The sequence below is a fragment of the Streptomyces fildesensis genome (genome assembly GCF_016107395.1).
In the GTDB taxonomy this organism is placed as follows: domain Bacteria; phylum Actinomycetota; class Actinomycetes; order Streptomycetales; family Streptomycetaceae; genus Actinacidiphila; species Actinacidiphila fildesensis.
In genome coordinates this window covers 100461-124869 of the sequence record NZ_JAAIKO010000017.1, presented here as the reverse complement: position 1 = coordinate 124869, position 24409 = coordinate 100461, and the positions used below count along the sequence as shown (strand labels likewise).

Genomic DNA, 24409 nt, shown 5'->3' with positions numbered 1-24409 from the left:
GATGACATCCGTCCAGAACCCCGTGATCGCCGACGCCGTGCCGGGCGCCGTGCCCGGCGATGTGGTGGTCGGTGCCCTCGGCGGTCTGGGACAGCCCGTCGACTGCGCCGGCGCCCGCAGCATGAGCCTCGAGGGGCCCCATGTGCTGTGGCTCGTCGTGGGCGGGGCGATGGACCTGTTCGCGGTCGACGCCGGAAACCAGGGGCACTGGCACTTCCTCGGCCGGCTCGAAACGGGAACCCTGGTGCTCGGACCGGCGGAAGGCCCGCGCCACACCCTCGTCGGACGGCCCCTGCAAGGGTGCGAACTGCGCCGGATCCAGCTGCGGGAACTGTTCGGGCCCGGGTACGGCGGAGGCGGGTACGCCGGATACCCGGACCAGCAGGCGTACAGCGGCTACGAAGTGCCCCTCAGCCCGCTGGAGGACGCGTTCGCCCGCGGGGTCGGACGCAGCCTGCGCGTCCTGTTCGAGGCGCCCCACGACGGTCAGCCGGGCCATGGACCGGGAACGGCGGAGCCGGCCGCGGAGTACGAAGCGGCCGACGACAACATCCTGTGGATGCCGGTGGCCCCCGGCAGCGTGCAGTACGGCGCCGCGTTCAGCAGCGAGGCGGCCGCCGACCTGCTCATCGACGGTGCGATGTGGCAGCGGGTGGTCAATCAGCAGTCCCGGCTGCTGTTCGCGCTGGACCGCTGGATCGAACGCATCGAGCGCGCCCATGAGAACCGGACAGCGGCCGGCATCGAGGCCGGCCGGACGGTGCGCGCGCAGGCGGACCAGGCGCTGCTGGCCTCCATCGACAGGCCGGGAGGCAGGGCCCCGTCCCACCCGGCCGAGGGCACCGACGACGCCACACTCGCCGCCTGCCGCAGAGTCGCCGACGCGGCCGGGATCACCGTCTCGGCGCCCGTGGAGGGCGGCTCGGCGAACGGACGGTCGAGCCCGGTCGAGCGCATCGCGGTGAGCTCGGGCTTCCGCACCCGCACGGTCCGACTCGACGGCCGCTGGTGGCGGGAGAACTCCGGCCCCCTGCTGGGCCACCGGGCCGGTACGGGCGCCCCGGTCGCGCTGCTGTGGCGGCGCGGCAGATACGAGGCGGTGGATCCGGTCACCGGCGAGCGGACGCGCATCGGGAGTACGGGCGGGGGCGCGGCCGCGGCCGCGTTCCAGCCCCGCGCCGTCATGTTCTACCGTCCGCTGCCCGACCAGCCCATAGCCGCCTGGCGGCTGCTCCGCTTCAGTCTGCGCGGCACCCGGGCTGACCTGCGCAACCTGATCCTGGGCGGTCTGGTCGCGGTCGGACTGGGCGCGCTGGTGCCCATCGCGACGGGACAGGTGCTCGGCGTCTACGTACCGAACGCCGAGAACAGCCTCATCGTCCAGACCTCGCTGGCGATCGTCGCCACCACCATCGTCTCGGCCGCCTTCATGCTGCTGGAGAACATCTCCATCCTGCGCATGGAAGGGCGCATCGAGTCCACACTCCAGCCGGCCGTCTGGGACCGGCTGCTGCGCCTGCCGACGAAGTTCTTCGCCGGGCGCTCCACCGGAGAGCTGGCCAGCGCCGCCATGGGCATCAGTGCCATCCGCCGCGTGCTGTCCGGCATCAGCTCGGTGGCCGTGCAGGCGGGCACCGTCGGCGCCGTGAACCTCGCTCTGCTGCTCTGGTACAGCCCCATGCTGGCCCTGCTGGCGATGGCGATGCTCACCGTGATCGGCGCGGTGTTCCTCGGCCTGGGGCTGTGGCAACTGCGGTGGCAGCGCCGGCTGATCGCGCTCGGCAACAAGCTCAACAACCAGGCGTTCCAGACGCTGCGCGGACTGCCCAAACTGCGTGTCGCCGCGGCGGAGAGCTTCGCCTACGCGTCCTGGGCCCGCGAGTTCGCCCGCAGCCGCGAGCTGCAGCAGCGCGTGGGCCGGATCAAGAACCTGATCACGGTCGTCAACGCGGTCTATCTGCCGCTCTGCACCCTCGTCATGTTCATGCTGCTCGCAGGTCCGGCCCGCGGGACCCTGTCGGCCAGCAGCTTCCTCACCTTCAACACCGCAGTGACCATGCTGCTGACATCGGTGACCCAGCTGACCGGCGCACTCATCTCCGCCGTCTCCGTCCTGCCGCTGTTCGAGCAGATCAAACCGCTGCTCGACGAGGTGCCCGAGGTCGGCGGCGGCACCATACAGCCGGGCGTCCTGTCCGGCGAGATCGAGGTCAAGCAGCTGTCGTTCCGGTACGCCGACGACGCGCCACTGGTGCTCGACAACGTGTCGTTCCGGATCCTGCCGGGCGAGTTCGTCGCGATCGTCGGGTCCAGCGGCTGCGGCAAGTCGACGCTGCTCCGGCTGCTCATCGGCTTCGACCGGCCGGTCTCCGGCAGCGTGCTCTACGACGGTCAGGACCTGACGGCCCTCGACCCGGCGGCCGTGCGCCGCCAGTGCGGGGTCGTCCTGCAGAACGCGCAGCCGTTCACCGGCTCGATCCTGGACTGCATCTGCGGTTCCGAGACGTTCTCCCTGGAAGAGGCCTGGGAGGCGGCCGCGATGGCGGGCCTGACCGAGGACATCAAGGCCATGCCGATGGGCATGCACACCGTCCTCTCCGACGGCGGCGGCACCGTCTCCGGCGGCCAGCGGCAGCGCCTGATGATCGCCCAGGCCCTGATCCGCCACCCGCGCATCCTGTTCTTCGACGAAGCCACCAGCGCCCTCGACAACGAGACCCAGCGCGTCGTGACCGAGAGCACCCGCAAACTGCGCTCGACACGCGTCGTCATCGCCCACCGGCTGTCCACCGTCATGGACGCCGACCGCGTGATCGTCATGTCGGAGGGCCGGGTCCTCCAGCAGGGTCCACCCGCGGAACTCCTCGCCGACACCGGCGGCATGTTCCATGAGCTGGTGCGCCGTCAGATGCGCTGAACGAGCCACGCGCCCGCCGGGGAGCGCTCCTCTGCGGTCCGCGGCGCCCGGCGTGACACGCTGGGGAACCCAGCGTTCCCCGTCCCATGAGGAGGTGCGGTGCACGTGCCGCAGAGCGAGCCGCAGCGTGCTCCGGACGCCCCCACGGTACTGAGCGAGGAACGCCGGCTCCGCAAGGAGCTCGGGTTCTGGAGCCTGGCGGCGATCGGGTTCTCCAACATCCTCGGCTCCGGCTGGCTGTTCGCGGCCATGTTCGCCGCGCAGACCGCAGGGCCCGCCTCGTTGCTGTCCTGGGTCGCGGCGGGCGTGCTGTGCGGCCTGGTGGCGCTGGTGATGGTGGAGCTCGGCGCCACCCGCCCCGAGGGCGGCGGAACCGTGCGCTGGCCGCTCTACGCGAGCGGCCGGCTGGTGGGCACCGTGATCGGCTGGTCGGTCCTGCTGTCGGTCGGCGGCACGGCGGCGGAGATCAGCGCGATCATGCAGTACGCCGCGCACTACCTCCCCGGCCTCTACGACAACGGCCGGCTGACCGCGTCCGGCCTGGCCGTGGCCTCGGGACTGAGCATCCTGCTGACCGCGCTCAACTGGTTCGCGGTACGCACCTTCGCGCGGCTGAACAACCTGGTGTCGCTGTTCAAGGTCGTCGTGCCCGTCGTCACCGTGGTGGCGCTGTTCCTCTCCGGCACGCACTCCGGGCGGCTCACCGACCACGGCGGCTTCGCACCGTACGGCTACGCGGCCTGTCTGACCGCGCTCGCCAGCGGCGGCATCGTGTACTCCGTCAACGGCTTCCAGGCGCCGCTCGACTTCTCCGGCGAGGCCCGCAACCCCCGGCGCAATGTGCCGGGCGCGGTACTCACCGGCATCGGGCTGGCCGTGCTGGTCTACCTGGGACTGCAGCTCGCCTTCCTCTTCACGGTGCCGGACTCGCTGCTCGGCCACGGATGGCAGGGCGTGAACTTCGAGTCACCGTTCGGGCAGCTCGCCCTGGTGCTCAACCTGCACTGGCTGGCCACCCTGCTCTACGCCGACGCGGTGGTCTCGCCCGGCGGCTCGGCCTACGTCGGGGTCGCGATCGACGCCCGGCACACCTACGCCCTGGCCAAGAACGGCCTGCTGCCGCGCTTCTTCATGCGGATCGACGCCCGCTCCGGCATGGCCCACCGGGCGCTGCTGCTCAACCTCGTCGTGATCGTCCTGTTCATGCTGCCGTTCGGCGGCTGGCAGGACATCGTCAGCGTGATGGGCGACATGTATCTGCTCATCTACGCGGCGTCCGCGGTCGCCGTCGCCGTGTTCCGGGCGCGGGACAGGGAGCAGGGGGTGACCCGCAAGGACGGCCAGGTACCCGGGGTGCGCTGGATCGCGCCGATCAGCTTCGTGGTGGCCACCGAATTCGTCTACTGGTCGGGCTGGCACGATCTGCGCCTCGCGCTGCCGCTGGTTCTCGCCGGTGTGCCGCTGTTCCTGCTGCTGCGCCGCGACGCCGCCGGGCGGCCGGTGCGCGAGGAGCTGCGGGACGGCGCCTGGCTGGTCTGCCAGCTGGCCGCGCTGACGTTGCTGTCCTGGCTGGGCACCTTCGGCGGCTCGGGCCGGCTGCCCGCGCCGTACGACACGATCGTGGTCGGTGCCGTCGCGCTCGCCGTGTTCGGCTGGGCCGTGCGCTCCGGGACGGCGCACCTCCGGGTGGAACCGGCCCCGCCCGTCCCGGTCACCTGACCGGGGCCCGTGCTGGGGCATTCCGTGATGAACGGGGCCCACCCGGTGAGGAAAACCCAAGTGGAGGCGAACAAAAACACATGTACTCCGGCTCGCGCAGGCGGTGGGATCAGGGCGACCCCCCGCTTGCCCTGATCCGGCCCCCACCGCCGGACCAGCACACCCGGACGGAAAGGACTATCTGTGTCCCGTCCCCGAAGAGTCCTCGCGGCGCTCGCCGTGACCCTCCCGCTGCTCACCGCCGGCCTGCTCGCACCGGGAACGGCGTCGGCGCTCCCGCCCGGCGCCACGTACACGGTCTCCGTCGGCTCGAAGGCCTCCTACGCCCATCCGACCGACACCTCCGCGGTCCCCTACATCGACAAGGACGGCGCGTTCTACTTCCAGCAGTCCGCCGCCCTGTACGGTGCCACGGACCCCCGCTACTGGGACTTCTTCACCGGTACGAACTTCGACGACGCCTCGCGGTCGAGTGCTATCAGCAACGCGGTGAACCCGGCCAACTCCAGCGACAAGAACAACGACACGACCTGGCGCTGCAACAACAGCCCGACCGGAGTGACGGCGACCGCCGCGCCCTCGGGCTCGGGGTACGCGCAGAAGAACTACTGCGACCTGACCGGGGTGTGGGTCGATCCGGACACCGGTGACTGGTACGGCCTGGTGCACAACGAGTTCACCCCGCAGCCGTTCGGCGACGGCCTGCACTACGACGCGATCGACTACGCGCGCTCGACGAACCAGGGCAAGGTCTGGAACATCCTGGGCCACGCGATCACCTCGCCGTACAGCACCGCACGGGCCGACACCACGGCCTTCCCGAACCAGACGTACGACTACGGTGACGGCGACCAGCGGCTCTTCGTCGACACGGCGTCCGGCTACTTCTACATCACCTACGGCTCGCGCATCGTGGACAAGAACGGCGGCTGGAAGGCGTTCTACGCCCATGCCGCCCGCGCTCCCATCTCGTCCAAGATGGCGCCCGGCTCCTGGCAGAAGTGGTACAACGGCTCCTGGTCGCAGCCCGGACAGGGCGGCCTGGAGAGCAACGAGGTGCCGGTGACCTCCGCCGGCGGCACCGGATACACCCCCGCGTCGGCCGAGTACGATCCGGCCAACACCGGCACCGTGGACCAGCAGGTCGCGGCAGGCAAGATGCCGCCGACCTCGCCGCTGTTCGTCATGGACATCACCTACAACGCCTATCTGGGCCTGTACATCGGTGAACCGCAGGCGGTCGACCAGAGTGGCAACGCCCCACAGCAGATCTACGCCACCGACGACCTCTCCACCCAGAAGTGGACGCTGATCGGCGACACCGGCAGCCACCACACCGCCTCGTGGTACCGGTGGTTCCTGGACAGCGCGAACAGGACCAGTTCGACGATCGTCGGCAAGAACTTCCGCTCGTACTGCTCCTTCGGATGCTCCGGCGGCGCTTCCGGCGAGTACGTCAACCTCACGATCGACTCGTCCGCCCCGGCACCGTCACCGGTCGACCCGGCGAAGACCTACACGATCGGCAGCGGGTCCGGCCGCGTCCTCGCCCAGGCCACCGGCAGCTCGGCCACCACCTCGGTCACGGCCGCGACCGGGTCAAGTCTCGAATCGTGGAGCTTCACCGGCAACGGCGACGGCTCCTACCGCATCACCAACGCCGCCACCGGCCAACTGCTCGGGGTGAACTCCGCTGCGACGGCCAACCGTGCCTGGGCCACCAAGCCGACCGCCACCACGGTGGGGTCCGGCGGTCCCACCGTCGGCCAGCAGTGGTTCCTCATCAAGAACGTGAACTCCGCGGGCGCGCAGACCGGCACATACCGCATCGTCAACCGGTACAGCGGTCTCGTCCTCGGCATGTCGTCCGACACCGGCCGGCTCGCCGAGACCACCCCGGCCCGCACCTGGACCAACGGCACGGGCAACCCGGTCGGCGGCTCCCGTACCGCCGCCGAGCAGGCCCTGACCCTGACCGCCACCGCGGCCGCGAGCAACCTGAACGGCACGCACACGATCTCCGTGTCCGGCAAGGCTCTCGATGATCCCGACTGGCACACGGAGCCCGGCGTCCAGCTCGACACCTGGTCGCTGAACGGCGGCAAGAACCAGAACTGGGTCTTCACCCAGCAGTCCGACGGCTCCTACACCCTCGTCAACGCCCACTCCAACCTGTGCGCCGACGATGACGGAGGCGCCACCGCACCGGGCACGGCAGTGGTCCAGTGGACCTGCACCGGCGGTGCCAACCAGAAGTGGCGGGTGACGAAGCTGGCGTCCGGCGCCTACACGATCACCAACGTCCACAGCGGACTCCTGCTGACGACCTCGTCGACCTCCGACGGTGGCACGGTCACCCAGCAGACGGACACCGATCTGCCGCGGCAGCACTGGACCATCGCCTGACCCCGCACCGAGTCGGCCATCGGCCGGCATCGCACTGAGCCAGGGAAGCGCACCCGATCGGTACCACCGATCGGGTGCGCTTTGCTCATGTTCCAACAAAATGCTGCGGAACTCAACGGGCGGCGCCGAGGGCGGAAGCCGGGGGTCCCGGCCCGGTGCGGGCTCTCCACGGGTGGCGGCGGCGCGGACCGGGGCCGAGGTGCCGTCGGCGTGCCCTCCGGGGTGCCGCATCCGGCGGCCGGCTCCGTGCCGGGGGTCGTGCTCGGCGTGACGCCCTTGGGTAACGGACGAACGCAACGATGGCCCGCTCCTGAGGAAGGCCGGATCGCCCTCCCGGAACGTCGGCGGAAGACGGGTCCGGCCTCGACACATCGGCCGTGCGCCCTGGCCGGCCCGGATGCCCAGGGGTGGCGACCGCGATCCATGGTGCATCTTGAAGCAACGTATGTGAACTTGTTTGACCGGTCAGGGCGTGTCCTGACCCCCTTTCCCGTCCCCCGTGAGTGCTCCGGGGAAGGCCGGATGTCGATTTCCGCAGTCCGGAGCGGCTCGTACCGCTACATCACGGTCCCACAACACCACCGGGTCGGAGCGTTGACGCCCCTGGGTAAGGGGGCGTAGAACTACCCCTGCGAGCGAGGTCCCGGTTAATCCTGTTGAATTTTGTTCGAAACCATCAGGTGCTAGGAGGTCCCCAGCGGGACCCCCCTTCCGTCTCTTCGCCGCACCGCATCCCATGCACCGCATCGTGACCGCAGACCACAGCAGACCGCAGACCACAGACCACAGACCACAGACCACCCATGGAGGCACCATGTCGGATGTCGGCTCGCCGGGCAGCAACAATCCGGGGTCATCGCCGAGTCGCCGCACCCTGCTCAGGGGAATGGCCGGCATCGCAGGTCTCTCCGTCGCGGGCGGACTGCTCTCGGCCTGTGACAGCTCCTCGTCCACACCGAGCGACAGCGGTTCGGCCGGGGGTCAGGTGACCTTCGGCTCCAACTACTCGGACCCCGCAGCGAAGACCGCGTTCGCGGCGCTGGCGGGCGCGGCCACCAAGGCGTCCGGTTCACCGATCAAGATCAACACGGTCGACCACAACACCTTCCAGACCAACATCACCAGCTATCTGCAGGGCACGCCGGACGACCTGTTCACCTGGTTCGCCGGCTACCGCATGCAGTACTTCGCGGCCCAGGGCCTCGCGCTGCCGATCGACGACGTCTGGGAGAAGATCGGCGGCAACTTCGGCCCCGCCGCCAAGAAGCTGTCGACCGGTCTGGACGGCCACCAGTACCTGGTGCCGATGTACAACTACCCCTGGGTGGTCTTCTACAACAAGAGCGTGTTCAGCGCGAAGGGCTACACCGTCCCCACCAACTGGGACCAGTACCTCGCCCTGGCCAAGAAGATGAAGACCGACGGCATGATCCCGATCGCCTTCGCCGACAAGGACGGCTGGCCCGCGCTGGGCACCTTCGACATCCTCAACATGAGGATCAACGGCTACGACTACCACATGAAGCTGATGAAGCACGAGATCCCCTGGACCGACCCGGGGGTGACCCAGGTGTTCGATCACTGGGCCCAGCTCATGCCGTACGTACAGAGCGGCGCCAACGGCCGGATCTGGCAGGACGCCGCCAAGGCCCTGGAGACCAAGCAGGCCGGCATGATGTTCCAGGGCACCAACCAGGTCGCCGCGCAGTACGTCACCGACAAGGCGAACCTCGACGACCTGGACTTCTTCGTCTTCCCCGAGATCAACCCGGCCTACGGCACGGACTACATGGACGCGCCCACCGACGGCTTCATGCTCAGCAAGAAGGCCAAGAACACCGTCGCCGCCAAGAAGATCCTGGAGTACATCGGCACCGGCGCGGCCGAAGCCGAGTTCCTCAAGACCGACCAGTGGGACGTCGGCCTGGCCACCGGACTGAAGGTGCCGTCCTACAACGCGATCCAGACGAAGTCGGTCGCCGAGATCGCCAAGTGCAAGGCCGTCGCCCAGTACATGGACCGCGACGCGGACCCCGCCATGTCCAACGCGATGATCTCCATCATCCAGAAGTTCATCGCCGACCCGAGTTCCGGCAACATCGCCTCGTTGCAGAAGAGCGCGGAGAGCCAGGCAAAGGCCATCTACACCTCATGACGACCACCCAAGCGCGACCCCCGGCGGCGAAGCAGCGCCGCCGGGGCGGCGTGCGCAAACTCTCCGGACGCGACAAGCTCGTCGTCGCACTGCTCCTCGGCATCCCGCTGCTGATAGAACTGGTCTTCATCTGGTTCCCGGCACTGGGCACCGTCCTGCTGTCGTTCACCAAGTGGAACGGCGTCGGCAGCCTCGGCACCAAGTCGTGCCTGCCCAACGTGCCCTCGATCATGAACAACGGCTGCCTGTACGGGGTGCAGAACTACCACCAGGCCGCCACGATCTACCCCGAGTTCTGGCCCGCCGTCCAGCACAACCTCATCTGGCTGGCCGTCTTCATCCTCTTCGCGACCCCGCTGGGCATGCTGTTCGCCGTCGTCATCGACTACGGCATCAAGGGCAGCCGGATGTACCAGAGCATCCTCTTCCTCCCCGTGATGCTCTCCCTCGCGCTGATCGGCATCATCTGGGAGTTCATGTACTCCCAGAACTTCGGGCTGATCAACACGGTCATCGGACGCAACGGCGACAGCAACGCCATCGACTGGCTCGGCGATCCACACCTCAACCTCTGGGCCGTCCTGGTCGAGGCGACGTGGCGTCAGTCCGGCTATGTGATGGTCCTGTACCTCGCCGGACTCAAGGCGGTGGACCCGACGCTGCGGGAGGCCGCCAAGGTCGACGGGGCCAACGCCTGGCAGACGTTCTGGCGCGTGGTCTTCCCGGTGATGAAGCCGATCAACATCGTCATCATGGTCGTCACCGTCATCGAGTCGCTGCGCGCGTTCGACCTCGTCTACATCACCAACAAGGGAATCAACGGCCTGGAACTGCTCTCGGTGCTGGTCACCTCCAACATCGTCGGCGAGACCCAGCGGGTGGGCTTCGGATCGGCGCTGGGCGTGGTGCTCCTGGTGATCTCACTGGTCCCGATCAGCATCTTCCTGTTCCAGACGTTCCGCCGTGAGGACACCCCATGACCACCGACACCCTGCCCCGCGTCACAGCGCAGCAGAGCTCCGGCGAACGGCCGAAGTCCCGCCCCTGGGGGCAGGTCAGCGCTCAGCTGTTCCTCGTCAGCGCCTCGGTGCTGTGGCTGCTCCCGATACTGTTCGCCCTGTACATCGCGCTGCGGCCGTACGCCGAGACGCAGAAGTACGGCTATGTCTCACTGCCGCACCACCTCACGCTGAAGAACTTCTCGCAGGCGTGGACGCAGTCGGACATGCTGCACTACTTCCTGAACTCGGTGCTGATCACGGTTCCGGCGGTGGTGGTCGCCCTCGCGCTCTCCACCGGGGTCGCCTTCATACTGACCCGGGTCAACGTGAAGCTGAACGTCGCCCTGCTCATCCTGTTCACCGCGGGAAACCTGCTCCCGCAGCAGGTCATCATCACCCCCCTGTACCGGCTCTTCCTGAAGGTCCCGCTGCCGGAATTCCTCAGCGAGAGCGGTCTGCTGTACAACTCGGCCTTCGGCCTGATCCTCATCAACGTGGCGTTCCAGCAGGGCTTCTGCGTCTTCGTGCTGAGCAACTACATGAAGTCGATCCCGGAGGAGATGTACGAGGCGGCGCTGGTCGACGGCGCCGGCCTGTGGACCCGGTTCTGGAAGCTCACCGTGCCGCTGTGCCGCCCCGCGCTGGCAGCCCTCGCCACCTTGCTGACCACCTGGATCTACAACGACTTCTTCTGGGCGATCACCCTGATGTCGTCGGGTGACAAACGACCGGTCACCTCCGCACTGGCCAACCTGCAGGGCCAGTTCGTCAGCGATCAGAACCTGATCGCGGCCGCGGCACTGATCGCGGCCGTGCCCACCCTGGTGGTCTACGTCCTGCTGCAGAAGCAGTTCATCGCGGGCCTGTCCCTGGGATCGAGCAAGGGCTGAGCGCAGCACCGCAAGTGCTCCCCGAAAGACGGCCGGTCACCCGGCCGTCGGTCCGTCAGCGGGCGTTCGGCGCCGCGTGGACGCGCTCGCCGCCGACATAGGTCAGTGCCACGGTGGTGTCACCGATGGCCTCCGGCGGGCCGTCGAAGGGATCACGGTCCAGGACCACCAGGTCGGCCAGCGCGCCGACGCGGATCGTGCCCGTGTCGTCCAGGTGGTTCACGTAGGCGGAACCCGCTGTGTACGCCGTCAGCGCGGTGCCCAGGTCGAGACGCTGCCCGGGCAGGAAGGCCGGGCGGTCCTCGCCGTGGCCGACGCGGTTGACCGCGACATGGATGCCCTGCATCGGGTCGGGGCTGCTCACCGGCCAGTCGCTGCCGGCCGCCAGCGTGGCACCGGCCCGCAGCAGGTCGCCGAACGGGTACTGCCAGGAGGCCAGTTCACCTCCCAGGAACGGGATGGTGAGCTCGTCCATCTGCGGTTCGTGGGTGGCCCAGAGCGGCTGCAGGTTGGCGACCGCGCCGAGGCGGGCGAAGCGCGGGACGTCGTCGGGGTGGACCACCTGCAGATGGGCGAGGTGGTGCCGGTTGTCGCGGCGGCCGTTGGCGGCGAGGGCCGCCTCGACGGCGTCCAGCGCCTCGCGCACGGCGCGGTCGCCCAACGCGTGGAAGTGGACCTGGAAGCCCAGGGCGTCCAGCTCCACGACATGGTCGCGCAGCGCCGCCGGGTCGACGAAGCTGAGGCCGCTGTTGGCGGTGGCGCAGCCGCAGGAGTCCAGATAGGGCGCCGTCATCGCGGCCGTGAAGTTCTCGGTGATGCCGTCCAGCATGATCTTCACCGAATCGGCCCTGAAGCGCCCGGCACGCAGCTGCTCGCGACGCTCGACCAGCTCGGCGATCTGCTCCGCGCCGCGTGAGCGGTCCCACCACAGGGCGCCGTTGACGCGGGCGGTGAGACGGCCGTCGGCGGCGGCGGTGAAGTAGGCGTCGGAGGGGTCGGGCTGACCGTTGAAGACGCCGAGGATGGCGTCCTGCCAACTGGTGATGCCGAGGCCGTGCAGCACCTGCTGGGCGCGGAGCAGTCCGGCGAGGCGGTCGGCCGCGGTGGTCTTCGGGACCAGGCGCGCGACGAGCCCGGTCGCCCCCTCCTGCAGCATGCCGCCGGGGGCGCCGTCGGCCTCGCGCTCGATCCGGCCGTCGGAGGGGTCGGCGCTGTCGGCGGTGAGCCCGGCGAGCTCCAGGGCGCGGGTGTTGGCCCACGCACCGTGATGGTCGCGGTTGAAGAGGAACACCGGCCGGTCGGCGACGACGGCGTCGATGAGGTGGCGGGTCGGCACCCCGCCCTCGAAACTCTCCAGGGACCAGCCGCTGCCGGTGATCCATTCTCGCTCCGGGTACGCCTCGGCGTAGGCCGCGATCCGGCGCTGGTACTCGGCAAGGCTGGTGGTGCCCGTCAGATCGCACTCGCCCAGCTCGACGCCCGCGTAGACCGCGTGGACGTGGGCGTCCTGGAAACCGGGGATCAGCAGCCGCCCGGCGAGGTCCACCACCTCGGTCTTCGGACCGACCAGTTCGCGCACTTCGTCGTGCCCGACGGCGACGATGCGCCCGCCGCGGACGGCCACGGTCGTGGCGCGGCTGCGGGCCGGATCCGTGGTGAGGGCGGGGCCGCCGGTGAAGACGAGGTCTGCGGCGTGGGTCATGGACTGCTCCATATGTCGTTTCGGTGGGGCGGAGGGCGTCAGGTCGTCGGGTGGGTGGTTCAGATGGTCGCGGAGGTTGGGACGGTGGTGGGCTCGGCGGAGAGCAGGTCCGCCGCGCCGGCATCGGTGGCCTGGCCGGCGGCGAAGTAGGGCGACTTGCGGCCCCACTTGGCCCAGCCGGCGACCAGCAGCCCGGAGAGGATCATCAGCACCGGCATCTGCAGCAGGAACCAGCCGTTGTCCGCCCGCAGTGCGAAGTGGTCGGCTGAGGTGGCGTACCCCCAGCACATGTACCCGGCGAGGGCGAACAGGACCAGTGCGCTGAGCACCGGCAGCACGACCGCCCGCACGCCCTCCCAGAGGGTGTTGCGCAGCAGCCCGCGGAAGCGCACGGCGGCGGCGACGGCGGTCAGACCGTAGGAGAGCGCGACGACGATGCCGATGGCACTGACCGAGGCGCTGATCAGCTCGCTGACCTTCGGGATGACCAGGGAGAGCGCCGCGACCACGGCGGCGATCGCACCGAGGAGCAGCGTTCCCGCCGCGGGCGTCCCGTACTTCGGGTGGATGCGGGTCCAGACCGGGCCGACGGTGCGGTCGCGGCCCATGGCGAACAGCCCGCGCACCGTGGGGATCACTCCGGCCTGCAGCGAGGCCACGGCGGAGAAGGTCAGCGCGACCAGGGGCAGTGCCGCGAGCGGCTGGTGGGCCAGCTGGTTGCCGAAGTAGGTCAGCCCCTGCGCACCGTTGTCGACGAGCTGGCCGGAGGAGAGGACCCGCTGGAAGGCCACCGCGCCGAGAAGGAACAGACCGAGCATGGTGAACACCGTGATCAGGCCGCTGCGGGAGGCGTCACGCGGGTCGCGCACCTCCTCGCTGACGCTGAAGGCGGCGTCGAAGCCCCAGTAGCAGAACACCGCCACCACCATGCCCTGGGCCAGCGCGGCGAGCGAGGGGATCGTGAAGGGGTTGAACCAGTCGAGGCTGAACGGCTGGGTGCCGGCGAAGAGGCCGTACCCGCAGAAGCCCAGCAGCACCAAGTACTCGAAGCCCAGGAGATAGCGCTGCAAGCGCGCGGCGACGTCGGCCCCGGTGACGGCGGCGAGCGTGGCGGCCACCAGCACCGTCATCCCGAGCAGCGTCGATTGCAGCGTGCTGTCGGGATTCAGGGTCAGTCCGGCCAGGCGGTGCAGTCCCGCCTGGCCGGCGAGCTGGATCAGGGCCGATCCGGTCACGGTCGTGGTGTAGGCGAGGAAGACGACGGTTCCGACGACGTTCACCCAGCCGGAGAGGAACCCCAGCCAGGGGCTGACCGAGCGGCCGACCCAGACGTAGCTGTTGCCGCAGTTGGGCTCGACCCGGTTGAGCCGGGAGTAGGCCGCGGCGATCCCCAGGATCGGCAGGAAGGCGAGCAGCATGATGATCGGCAGATGCAAGCCGACGATCCCGGTGAGCAGCCCCATCCCGAGGCCGATGCTGGTGGTCGCGGCGGTGGTGGACGCGGCGATGACCACGCCGTCCAGTACGCCGAGCGACCGTCTCATGTCTGTTGCCATCGGGCCACCGCTTCGCTCGGGACTGGGTTGGAGCGACATGCAATCCTGCGGGCTCTTAACACGTCAATGGTGTTGACATAAGCTCCGGCCATGACCGACCGGCAGATCCCCGGGACCGCGCGGCCGCGCCGCCGCCCCACGAAGCAGGGCACGGTGCTGTCCGAAGCACTGATCGTCGAGACCGCGCTGCGGCTGATCCGCCAGCACGGATCGGCCGCGCTGACCGTACGGCGGCTGGGCGCGGCACTGGGCGCGGACCCCAGCGCGCTCTACCGGTACTTCCGCAACACCGACGACCTGCTGCTCGCCGTCGCCGACGAGCTGATCGGCCAGGCCTTCGCCGGCTGGGCCCCGGTCGGCGACTGGCGCGCCGACCTGCGCGAACTGGGCCTGCGGATCCACTCCGCCTATCTCGAGCACCCGCAGGCCGCGATGCTGGCGGCCTACCGGGTCACCGGACGGCCGCACGAGGCCTTCGCCATCGAGTCGATCCTGGGCGTACTGCGCCGCGGCGGTTTCCCGGACCCCGAGGCGGTCCGGATGTACCACACCTTCGTCGACACAGGCCTGGCCTACGCGGCCCTGGACGCCGCCAGCGCCGCGCTCCCGCCGCAGGCCCGGGAGGCCGAGCGGCAGGTCTGGGAGCGGACCTACGCCTCCCTGCCGAGCACCACCCACCCCCACATCGCCGCCACCACGCGCCTGCTGCAGGCCGAAATGGGCCGCAGCGCCTACACCAAAACCCTGGACCTCGTCCTGGACGCGGCAGCGGCCCGCCTCGACACCCTGACGACCGGCAGGCCGTCACCGCCTCTCGCTAGCATGGAACGATGACCACATCTCATGTCCTGACCTGGGCGGTCAGCGAGAGCGACGGTTACGAGACAGCGTGGATCGAGGTCGACGACACCTCACTGCGGGCACGTGGCCGCGTGGTCGGCACAGTGCCCGAGCCCTACTGGATCACGTACGAACTCGACACCACGGAAGACTTCGTGACCCGCCGACTGCGGGCCACCTCCGAAATGGCGAGCAGGACCGTCGAGTTGGACCTGCGTCGCACCCAGGACGGACGATGGACGGTGAACGGTGAACCGGCGCCCGACCTGGGCAGCGCGCTCGACTGCGACCTCGGCCTGTCCCCGCTGACCAACACCATGCCGGTGCTGCGCCATGCCCTGCACCGCGTCCCGGGCGAGCAGGACTTCCTGATGGCCTGGATCCGCGTCCCGGACCTCACGGTCCAGCCCAACCGACAGACCTACACCCACCTCGGCGCGAACCGCGTGCGCTACGCCTCGGGCACGTACCGGGCGGATCTCACTCTGGACGCCGACGGTCTCGTCGTCACGTACCCGGGTTTGGCTCAGCGCAGGTGAGTGCCTCCTGCTCCGCCGACCGCCCTGGATCGCAGGAGATCGCCGATGCGTTCGGCCGGGGCCGTACCGGCCCCGGCCGAACGCATCGGTGCGAGCGCCCCGCACGGTGCGTCAGCGACGCATCAGCACAGGACGCGAAGCGCCCCGGGCTGAACCCTTGCCGTCATGGGGAGGATGTTATCGACCTCGCCGTCCGCGCCGTAGGGGATCTCGCGGTCCGCCACGATGCGGACTTCCTTGCCACGGAGGACCTCGATCTCGGGGCGGTTGATGTGCGCGCCGGTCTTCAGTTCGTTCATGATGGTGAAGAAGAGGCGCTTGGGCGCTTCGCGGATGATGACGACGTCCAGCAGCCCATCGTCGAGGCTCGCGTCCGGGGCGATGAGGCGGCCGAAGCCGTAGTAGGCGGAGTTGGCCGCCACGACCGTGTAGCCGCGTCGCTCGCGGGAGACGCCGTCCACGGTGATGCTGAAGTCGGCAGCCCACCAGGTGGCCACCGCGCGCAGGCCGCCCGCGTAGTAGGAGGCGGAACCCCGCAGGAGGCGTGAGGTGTTGGCGTGACGGTTGGCCAGCGCGTCGACGCCCGCGTAGACGCTGCCCAGGACGACGGTTCTGGTGTGGGCCGCCGACTCGACCGCGATCGTGTCGATGCGGCGCGGTGTGCCCTTCAGGAGCAGTTTGGCCAGCGCCGGGGGCTCGTTGGGAAGACCGAGGGCTCGTGCGAAGTCGTTTCCGCGGCCGGCGGGGACGATTCCGAGGACGGCGTCGGTGCCGCTGAGGGCGCCGCCGACGCAGCCCACTATTCCGTCGCCGCCGACGGCGAGGACGATGTGCCCCTGCTCGGCTGCCTTCAGCGCGATTTCCCGCGCGTGTTCCAAGCTGTGGCTGTACTGCGTGTCGAGCTGCGCTCCCGCTTGCCGGAGCAGGCGGGCCAGCGGGAGCAGGGCTGCTGTTCCGGTGGCGCCCCCGGCGGTGGGGTTGACGACCGCTGTGAACTGTCGCATGAGAGTGCCTCCGAAAGGCATGAGTGACCAGTCAGCGGATGGGAAGCAGGATGCCGGGGTTGAGGATGCCCGCGGGGTCGAGGGCCGCCTTGACGGCCTGCAGGACGTGCACCCCGAGCGGGCCGATCTCCTGGGTGTACCAGTCGCGATGATCGGTCCCCACGCCGTGGTGGTGAGTGATGGTGCCGCCGGCCGTGAGGATGGCGTCGTTGGCGGCGCGCTTGGCCGGTGCCCAGTGGGCGACCGGATCCTCGCCCTGGGCCGAGACCACGGTGAAGTAGAGGGACGCGCCGGTCTCGTAGACGTGGGAGATGTGGCACATGACGAGCGGCGGGGTTCCCGCCGCGGTCAGGGTGTCGTTGAGCGCCTTGCGCACGGCTTCGTAGAGGGCCGGGATGCGGGACCAGAAGGCCGCGGTCTCCAGGGTCTCGGCGAACGCACCCGCGTCGAGCAGCGAGTCGCGGAGGTAGGGCGCGGAGTAGCGGCCATGGGCCCACTTCTCGCCGGCCGCGTCCACGAGTTCGCCTCCGCAGGAGCGCAGGACGGCGGCTGCCTGGGCGCGCCTGTTCTCCGTGTCCTCGGCGGTGCCCTCGTACCCGGCGACGGCCATGACGCCGGCGGGCTGGGGGGCGGCCGGCTGTCCGCCGATGCTGTCCGGCTGAGCCAGTCCGACCAGCGTCTCCGTCTCGTCCGAGAGGCGCAGCACGGTGGGCAGCGGGCCGTCCTGGGCGAGTCGGCGCAGTGCGGTTGCGCCCGCCTCGAAGGTGGCGAATCTCCAGCCCTCGTACACCTTGACCACGGGGACCGGTCGGATGCGTACGGTCACCGAGGTGATGACGCCGAACGCGCCCTCGGAACCCAGGATCAGCTGGCGGAGGTCCGGGCCGGCGGCGGACCGGGGCGCACGGCCCACTTCCAGGGTGCCTTCAGGCGTGGCCACCGTCAGGCCCAGCACCATCTCGTCGAACCGGCCGTAGCCGGCCGACGCCTGCCCGCTGGAGCGGGCCGCGGCGAATCCACCGATGGTCGCCCACTCGTAGGACTGCGGGAAATGCCCCAGGGTGAAGCCGTGTGCGGCGAGCAGTGCCTCCGCCTGCGGTGCGCGGAGCCCGGACTGCAGGGTCGCGGTGCGGGAGACCTCGTCGACGGAGACCAGGCTGTCCAGGCGGCGCAGGTCCAGCGCGACGAAGGGGCCCGGTCCGGTGGGAGCAAGTCCACCGACCACCGATGTGCCGCCGCCGAAGGGGACCACCGCCACGCCGTGCTCGGCGCAGACCCGCAGAACGTCGAGGACGTCCTGGTGGGATCCCGGCAGCAGCACGGCATCCGGTAGGTCGTCGACCTCGCCGGCGCGGATCCGCAGGAGGTCGGGGGTGGACTTGCCACGGGTGTGCCGGATCCGGGTCTCCGCGTCGGTCCGCAGCTGGGCCGGGTCGCCGAGGCAGTCGGCGAGAGCCCGGCGGGCCTCGGCACCGAGGCCGGACTCCGGCACGACGATGTCGCCGAGCACGGTTGCCTCGGCGCTTCGGGGCTTGACGCCGAGCAGGTCTCGCAGCAGGCCGAGCGCTGAGTCGGGCAGCGGTGCCGCCTTGGCCGGGTCGCCCCAGCCACTCCACAACATGTCCACCATCAGTGCTTCCTTACCGATCGGATCCGCGGGCGCTGTGTTCCTCGGCCCCCGCTGGCATTACACTGTGACAGATGACGCCCATTCGTCACAAGCACTCGGACAGCAGCGCTGTACTCGACGCGGCACGCGACTGCGTTCTGGCCGTCGGCGTTCGCCGGACCACCCTGACCGACGTGGCCCGGCGTGCCGGGGTCTCGCGTATGACGCTGTACCGCAAGTGGCCGGACGTACGGACACTCGTGGGCGACCTGATGACCCGCGAGTGGGTCGCCGTCGCAACGGACGCCCTGCCCGGGCACGACCCCTCGGCTCCCACCCTCGTGCGGCTGGTCGACGGCCTGACGGCCGGCGTACGGGCGTTCCGCGCCCATCCGCTCTTCCACAAGATCATCGACGTCGATCCCGAACTGCTGCTCCCGTATGTGCTCGACCGCCGGGGGGCCAGTCAGGACGCACTGCTGGAGCTCCTCGTCGCGGCCCTGCGGGAAGGGCACGCCGACGGATCGGTCCGTGCGGACCACCCGGTCCGGCAGGCCCGTTCCCTGCTGCTCATCGCCCAGGCCTTCACGCTTTCGTTGCGCACGATGTCCGACGAGACCGACCCCGACCTGACCGCGGCAGCTTTCGACGATGAACTGCGGACGATCCTGGAGAGGACCCTCACGCCATGAGCTCCCACCCGCTGCCCCGTCCGGCCCGAGCCTCCTCCTCCCTGAACGCCGGGCGCCGGTCCCGGGAACTGGCCGAGGTCGCCGACGGCATGAAAGTCGACGTCCTGGTCGTCGGGCTCGGTGCGACCGGCGCCGGCGTCGCCCTCGACGCAGCGTCCCGCGGCCTGTCGGTGGCCGCGATCGACGCCCACGACCTCGCTTTCGGGACATCCCGGTGGAGCTCGAAGCTGATCCACGGCGGCCTGCGCTACCTCGCCTCCGGCCAGCTGGACGTGGCCTACGAAAGCGCGGTCGAGCGGGGGGTGCTGATGGAGCGCACCGCCCCGCACCTCGTCCATGCCCAGCCCTTCGTTCTGCCGCTGACACCGTTGGTCACACGGCAGCAGGCCGCACTGACCTGGGCCGGATTCAGAGCGGGTGACCTGCTCCGCGCATCGGCCGGCACCTCCCGCCGCGCCCTGCCCGCCCCCCGCCATCTGTCCGCGGTGGAGACCCGGCATCTCGCCCCCGCTCTGCGCCAGTCCGGGCTGCGGGGCGGACTCCTGTCCTGGGACGGCCAACTGAGCGACGACGCCCGGTTGGTGACCGCTCTCGCCCGCACCGCCGCGACCCGCGGCGCAAGGATCCTGACCCGTGTCCGTGCGCTGGAGCTCACCGGCGCCGGAGCCAGGGTGCGGGACGAACTGACCGGTGAGGAAACGCAGATACGGGCCCGCGCCGTGATCAACGCGGCAGGAGTATGGGCAGGCGGTCTCGTCGAGGAGGTACGACTGCGCCCGTCCCGCGGAACCCATCTCGTGCTGCGATCCCAGGACCTCGGCATGATGACCGCCGGGATGCACATCCCGATTCCCGGCGAGAGCAACCGCTTCGCCCTCGTGCTGCCGCAGGGCGACGGACGCGTCTACGTCGGACTGACCGACGAGCCCATCGAGGGACCGGTCCCGGATGTCCCGGACGTGCCCGAGACGGACGTCGGCTTCCTGCTCGACGTCCTGGGATCAGCTCTCGAGGTGTCCCTCGACCGTACGCATGTCGTGGGCGCGTTCGCCGGCCTGCGTCCGCTGCTCGACATCACCACCTCGGAGCCGGGCTCCCACGGACCGGATCGCACCGCCGACATCTCCCGCCGACACGCGGTGCTGACCTCGCCCCAGGGCGTCACGACGATCGTCGGCGGCAAGCTCACCACGTACCGGCGGATGGCCCAGGACGCGGTGGACGCCGCCGTCACCACCCGCCGCCTCGCCGCCGGACCGTGCCGCACCGCATCCATTCCGCTGGTCGGAGCGGCGCCGCCGCGAACCCTGACGACGCTCGACGCCCCCGCCCGCCTGATCGAGCGCTACGGAATCGAGGCACCGGCGGTCCACGCCCTGGGCGCCGCTGAACCCGAACTCCGCACCCCCGTCGCCCCCGGCCACACCGTCACAGCAGCCGAGTTGGTCTGGGCGGTGCTCCACGAAGGAGCACTGGACGCGTCCGACCTCCTGGATCGCCGTACTCGCACCGGCCTGGTTCCTGCCGACCGGGAGGCGGCCGTGGGCGCGGCGAACGAAGCACTCGCCAGGGGCAACGCGTCGGATCGGCTCTCCACCTGAGGGTCGGTCACCACGGGCCTGGGCGTGGACTCACGCGCAGGCGTCGTGGACGGGCGAGCACGCGGGGGATGCGTCCGGCCAATTCGTGGCGACTACTATGAGGTACCAGTCGATCACACAAGGTAATGGAGGCGGCGTGATGCTGGGTCTGGTTCCTGGAGCGAAAGCCGAGTCAGGGATGCGCAGCCTGGGGCTCGATGAGATCACCTCGCGGCCCACGGCTCTCAAGTGCATGGGCCGCAGCTACAGTGCCGCACGGTCCGACGGTGCGGTGGTCATCCAGGACGTCACCGACATCACGCGTCCGCTCCCTCTGGGTAGAGCCGAACCCCGCTCGGGAAATCTGTGGAGCGTCCGCACTCCCCGGGGCCTGTTGGCCGCCTGCACCGATGAGACCCTGCACGCGATCGCGGCGCTGAGGGAAGCCAACTGGCCGCCCCGTGACCCCTGTCCGCAAGGGGGTCGGGGGTCGGGAACCGTCTAGCGGAGGCTGTGTTCTGCAGCCTCAGCCCGTGCTGTCCGCGCGGTCCGCTCAGTGCGCGCGGTGTCAGTGCGGGCGGTGTCAGTGCGCGCAGAGTCAGTGCGCGCGGTGAAGGAAGGCGTCCACGAGCCGGTCGGTGAAGGCGCGGTCGATCGGTTCGCCGGCCACCAGGAAGCGGTAGTAGACGGGGCCCACGATTTGGTCCGTCTCGGCTGCGACGTCCAGGCCGGCGGGCAGGTCGCCGCGGTCCACGGCGCGGTCCAGGGGGAGGCGGTCGCGGCGGCGCTGTTCGTCCAGGTACCGGCCCTGGAGGTCGGCGGCGAAGACCGGGTCGAGTTGTGCCTGGGCCATCAGTGCCTTGAGGACGGCTCCGGAATCGGACCGGCTGAGGAAAGCGGCGAGCCAGCTCAGGTGGTCGCGCAGATCGCGGGCGACGTCGCCGTGGTCCGGCGGGGCGGGTTCCTCGGTCACGTCCTGGAGGAAAGCCTCCATGAGGATGTCGGTCTTGGTGTTCCACCAGCGGTAGATCGTCTGCTTGGCCACGCCGGCACGCGCCGCGATGCCTTCCACCGTGACGCCCGCGAACCCCTTCTCGGCGAGCAGGTCGTCGACCGCTTCCAGTACCGACTGCCGGGCCTTCGCGCTCCTCCCGTGACGGTTCCCGTGGTGGCCCCGGCCCGCGGTGCCGACGGAGCTGTCCGGTGCGGCGCCCTTTGCAACTCGGCCCGCCAGGTCATTGCCCGTCAGGTCACTGCCCGCCACGCCACTGCTCGTCACGACGGTGTCCTCCTCGGCGGTGCTCTCCTCGGCGGTTTCTGCCGAACCTGCTGTGCCGCCTGTGCTTTGCCCCAGGATAGACCTCGCCCTAGACGCAACGCAACGGTGCGTCTAGCCTAGAACCATGACGCACACCAGCACCCTTACCGACCCCCGTGTCGAGGCCGCCCTGCGCCGGATGTTCGCGGAGGCGGCGCAGGACGACGCGACCGTGGCCCGCATCATGGCCGGGCGGCACGGCGACCGCGGATGGCCGACACCGCAGGAGCACGCCGACGCCGTGGCCGAGGTCTACATGCCGATCTCCGCAGCGGGTGGCCAACTGCTCTACAACCTGGTCAGGGCGATCCGGCCGGCCACCGTCGTCGAGTTCGGCATGTCCTTCGGGATCTCCACGCTGTACTTGGCGGCCGCAGTCCGGGACAACGGCACCGGGCGCGTCGTCACCACGGAACTGAGCGAGGCCAAGATCGCGGCAGCTCGCCTCACCTTCTCCGGGACCGGCCTGGAGGACGTGGTGACCGTGCTGGAGGGCGACGCCCGCGACACCCTCGGCCGGCTCGGCGTCCCCGCCGACTTCGTCCTGCTCGACGGCTGGAAGGACCTCTGTCTTCCCGTACTGGGGCTACTGGAACCGCACTTGAAGCCCGGCACCCTCGTCGTGGCCGATGACGTCGACCTGCCCGCCCTGGGCCCGTACCTGGAGTACGTGCGCACGCCGGCGAACGGCTACCAGAGCGTGACCTTCCCCGTCGAGGACGGCATGGAGATCAGCTGCCGCCTCTGAACGGCGGTTGAGCGGACAACCACCGGGCCGATAGCCGCCGGCGGTACCCCGCTGTCATCATCACGTCCCACGGGACGGATCATGGTCCCGGCCAACGGAATCCGCCGAACCGGGCCCCGTACAGGCCGAACCCGGCCCCTGCACAGGCCGACCCGGGCCCCGTACAGGCCGACCCGCTCACCGGGTGATCGCGGCGCTCACCCGTTCCGCCGCGATCCCGCGGTGGGCCGATCCCGAGAGGAGGAGACCGAGGATGTGTGCCGCCTGCGGAATCTCCACCCACATATCCGAGCGGGAAGCGACCGCGCCCGACGCGGAGCTCGCCGTACCGTCGCTTGCAGCACCATCGGTCGCGGCACCACCACCCCCGGCGAACACGTCCCGCCGGTTCGCCGCCCTGCGCAACCGTGACTGCCGGCCCTACCTCCTCGGCTCGATGCTGGCGATGATGGCCGACAACATCGAACACGTCATCACGTACTGGGTGCTCTGGCAGACGTTCCACTCACCGGCGCTGACCGGCTTTCAGGTGATCAGCCACTGGGTGCCGTTCCTGCTGCTCTCGATGTGGTTCGGCTCGCTGGCCGACCGCTACGACTGCCGCCGCGTCATCCAGGTGGCCCAGGTGGTCTTCATGGGCGTCTCCGCCGCCTGGGGAATCCTGTTCCTCACCGGCACGCTGCACATGTGGGAGGCGTGCGTGCTGCTCGTCCTGCACGGCCTGGCCGGATCACTGTGGGGTCCGGGCGAGCAGTTGATGCTCCACGACTTCGTCGGCCCGTCGGAACTGCCCAGTGCGGTGCGCCTGAACGCGACGTTCCGCAGCCTGGGTGTGCTGTTCGGGCCGGTGATCGGGTCGGCGTTGCTGCTGGGGCTCGGCCCGACCGCCGGCATCTTCGCCAACATCGCCTTCTACCTGCCGCTCACGCTCTTCCTCTTCCGCACCAAGTTCACCGGCCACACCCGGGACCGGCACAGCCGCCCCCGGGTCGGAGCCCTCGAATCACTGCGTGTACTCCGGGAAGTCGGATCCAACCCCACCCTGGTCAGCATGATCATCCTGGCCGGCCTGGGCTCGTTCTTCGTCGGCTCGTCCATACAGTCCTCAATGCCGATCTTCGCCCACGACCTGGGGGCCGGCGGCGCGGGCACCGCCTACGGTGTCCTGCTCTTCGCCAACGGCGCCGGCGGCGTCATCGGCGGCATCGTGCTGGAAGCCACCGGCTGGGTCAGGCCCCGTGTGGCCGCCGCCGTCCTCAGCACCGTCCTCTACAGCGTGACCAGCATCCTCTTCGCGCTCACCACCAGCTACCCCCTCGCCCTGGCGCTCCTGTTGGTCGGCGGCGTCGCCAACCTCGCCTCGATGTCGATCGGCCAGACCGTCGTTCAACTGCTCGCACCGGCCGCCGACCGCGGCCGGGTCCTCGGCGTCTACGGCATGTCCGCGAACGGCCTGCGCGCCGGCAGCGGCTTCACCGTCGGCCTCCTGGGCGCCGTCATCGGCGTCCGCACGTCACTGGCGTACAGCGCCACCGCACTGTGCCTCGGCACAGCCGCCGCCGGACTCCACGCACTGCGCGCACCGCGCAGATCGGGTGGACGCGCTACCGCGCACGAGGACCACAGCGAGACCGCGCCACGTCCGTGACGTCTCTCGGTGTTTCATCCTTGATTCCACCGTTTTCGCCGCCAGACTGAGGCCATCGGACAGCCGAGCGCGACGACGACCAAGA

Annotated in this window: 17 protein-coding genes; 12 read left to right on the top strand and 5 right to left on the bottom strand. The window is 69.9% G+C overall.

Annotation, left to right across the window (positions count from 1 at the left end):
* Nucleotide 1 precedes the first annotated feature (1 nt).
* The 6 genes from C6N31_RS22770 (at nucleotide 2) to C6N31_RS22745 (ending at nucleotide 11088) form a co-directional block, all read left to right on the top strand.
* Nucleotides 2–2917 (top strand): NHLP bacteriocin export ABC transporter permease/ATPase subunit, encoded by a 2916-nt coding sequence (locus tag C6N31_RS22770; RefSeq protein WP_198358061.1) that lies wholly within the window; start codon nucleotides 2–4, stop codon nucleotides 2915–2917.
* A 99-nt stretch (nucleotides 2918–3016) separates the two neighbouring features.
* Entirely contained in the window at nucleotides 3017–4636 is a 1620-nt protein-coding gene (locus C6N31_RS22765; protein WP_438817426.1) for an APC family permease, read from the top strand.
* A 183-nt stretch (nucleotides 4637–4819) separates the two neighbouring features.
* Nucleotides 4820–7042, top strand: coding sequence for an RICIN domain-containing protein (locus C6N31_RS22760; protein WP_198358060.1), 2223 nt, complete (start codon nucleotides 4820–4822; stop codon nucleotides 7040–7042).
* 886 nt (nucleotides 7043–7928) lie between these two features.
* Nucleotides 7929–9197, top strand: coding sequence for an ABC transporter substrate-binding protein (locus C6N31_RS22755; protein WP_232485512.1), 1269 nt, complete (start codon nucleotides 7929–7931; stop codon nucleotides 9195–9197).
* Nucleotides 9194–10177: a carbohydrate ABC transporter permease gene (locus tag C6N31_RS22750; protein ID WP_138355498.1), complete on the top strand. Its 984-nt coding sequence runs from the start codon at nucleotides 9194–9196 to the stop codon at nucleotides 10175–10177. The genes C6N31_RS22755 and C6N31_RS22750 overlap by 4 nt, the downstream gene beginning before the upstream one ends.
* Nucleotides 10174–11088 carry a carbohydrate ABC transporter permease gene (locus C6N31_RS22745; RefSeq protein ID WP_138355497.1) on the top strand — a complete coding sequence of 305 codons (915 nt, stop codon included), beginning with the start codon at nucleotides 10174–10176 and terminating at the stop codon, nucleotides 11086–11088. Before C6N31_RS22750 ends, C6N31_RS22745 begins: the two co-directional genes overlap by 4 nt.
* Before the next feature lie 55 nt (nucleotides 11089–11143).
* Here the strand turns inward: C6N31_RS22745 and C6N31_RS22740 are convergent, their stop codons facing one another.
* Nucleotides 11144–12790, bottom strand: coding sequence for an amidohydrolase (locus tag C6N31_RS22740; protein ID WP_198358059.1), 1647 nt, complete (start codon nucleotides 12788–12790; stop codon nucleotides 11144–11146).
* A 59-nt stretch (nucleotides 12791–12849) separates the two neighbouring features.
* The gene (locus tag C6N31_RS22735; RefSeq protein WP_198358058.1) at nucleotides 12850–14334 is read right to left on the bottom strand and encodes an APC family permease; all 1485 of its coding nucleotides are present in this window, start codon (nucleotides 14332–14334) and stop codon (nucleotides 12850–12852) included.
* A gap of 102 nt (nucleotides 14335–14436) precedes the next feature.
* Here C6N31_RS22735 and C6N31_RS22730 point away from each other — a divergent pair, with 102 nt between their 5' ends.
* Together C6N31_RS22730 and C6N31_RS22725 are read left to right on the top strand one after the other, a co-directional pair.
* Nucleotides 14437–15180 (top strand): TetR/AcrR family transcriptional regulator, encoded by a 744-nt coding sequence (locus tag C6N31_RS22730; protein ID WP_138355494.1) that lies wholly within the window; start codon nucleotides 14437–14439, stop codon nucleotides 15178–15180.
* Complete coding sequence (locus C6N31_RS22725) at nucleotides 15177–15725, top strand: putative glycolipid-binding domain-containing protein (RefSeq protein WP_198358057.1); 549 nt, start codon at nucleotides 15177–15179, stop codon at nucleotides 15723–15725. Before C6N31_RS22730 ends, C6N31_RS22725 begins: the two co-directional genes overlap by 4 nt.
* Before the next feature lie 122 nt (nucleotides 15726–15847).
* On the opposite strand, the gene C6N31_RS22720 is transcribed toward C6N31_RS22725, so the two are convergent.
* On the bottom strand, nucleotides 15848–16729 hold the full coding sequence (locus tag C6N31_RS22720; protein ID WP_198358056.1) for a YegS/Rv2252/BmrU family lipid kinase: 882 nt from the start codon (nucleotides 16727–16729) through the stop codon (nucleotides 15848–15850).
* Nucleotides 16730–16760: 31 nt separating this feature from the next.
* On the bottom strand, nucleotides 16761–18356 hold the full coding sequence (locus tag C6N31_RS22715; RefSeq protein ID WP_198358070.1) for an FAD-binding oxidoreductase: 1596 nt from the start codon (nucleotides 18354–18356) through the stop codon (nucleotides 16761–16763).
* Nucleotides 18357–18430: 74 nt separating this feature from the next.
* Between C6N31_RS22715 and C6N31_RS22710 the strand changes: the two genes are divergently transcribed.
* Complete coding sequence (locus tag C6N31_RS22710; protein WP_138355491.1) at nucleotides 18431–19030, top strand: TetR/AcrR family transcriptional regulator; 600 nt, start codon at nucleotides 18431–18433, stop codon at nucleotides 19028–19030.
* Nucleotides 19027–20631: a glycerol-3-phosphate dehydrogenase/oxidase gene (locus C6N31_RS22705; protein WP_198358055.1), complete on the top strand. Its 1605-nt coding sequence runs from the start codon at nucleotides 19027–19029 to the stop codon at nucleotides 20629–20631. Before C6N31_RS22710 ends, C6N31_RS22705 begins: the two co-directional genes overlap by 4 nt.
* A gap of 577 nt (nucleotides 20632–21208) precedes the next feature.
* Here the strand turns inward: C6N31_RS22705 and C6N31_RS22700 are convergent.
* Nucleotides 21209–21889 (bottom strand): TetR/AcrR family transcriptional regulator, encoded by a 681-nt coding sequence (locus tag C6N31_RS22700; RefSeq protein WP_307811528.1) that lies wholly within the window; start codon nucleotides 21887–21889, stop codon nucleotides 21209–21211.
* Between the two features lie 124 nt (nucleotides 21890–22013).
* Here C6N31_RS22700 and C6N31_RS22695 point away from each other — a divergent pair, with 124 nt between their 5' ends.
* The gene (locus tag C6N31_RS22695; RefSeq protein WP_138355489.1) at nucleotides 22014–22676 is read left to right on the top strand and encodes an O-methyltransferase; all 663 of its coding nucleotides are present in this window, start codon (nucleotides 22014–22016) and stop codon (nucleotides 22674–22676) included.
* Nucleotides 22677–22929: 253 nt separating this feature from the next.
* Entirely contained in the window at nucleotides 22930–24324 is a 1395-nt protein-coding gene (locus C6N31_RS22690) for an MFS transporter (protein WP_138355488.1), read from the top strand.
* Nucleotides 24325–24409: the final 85 nt, after the last annotated feature.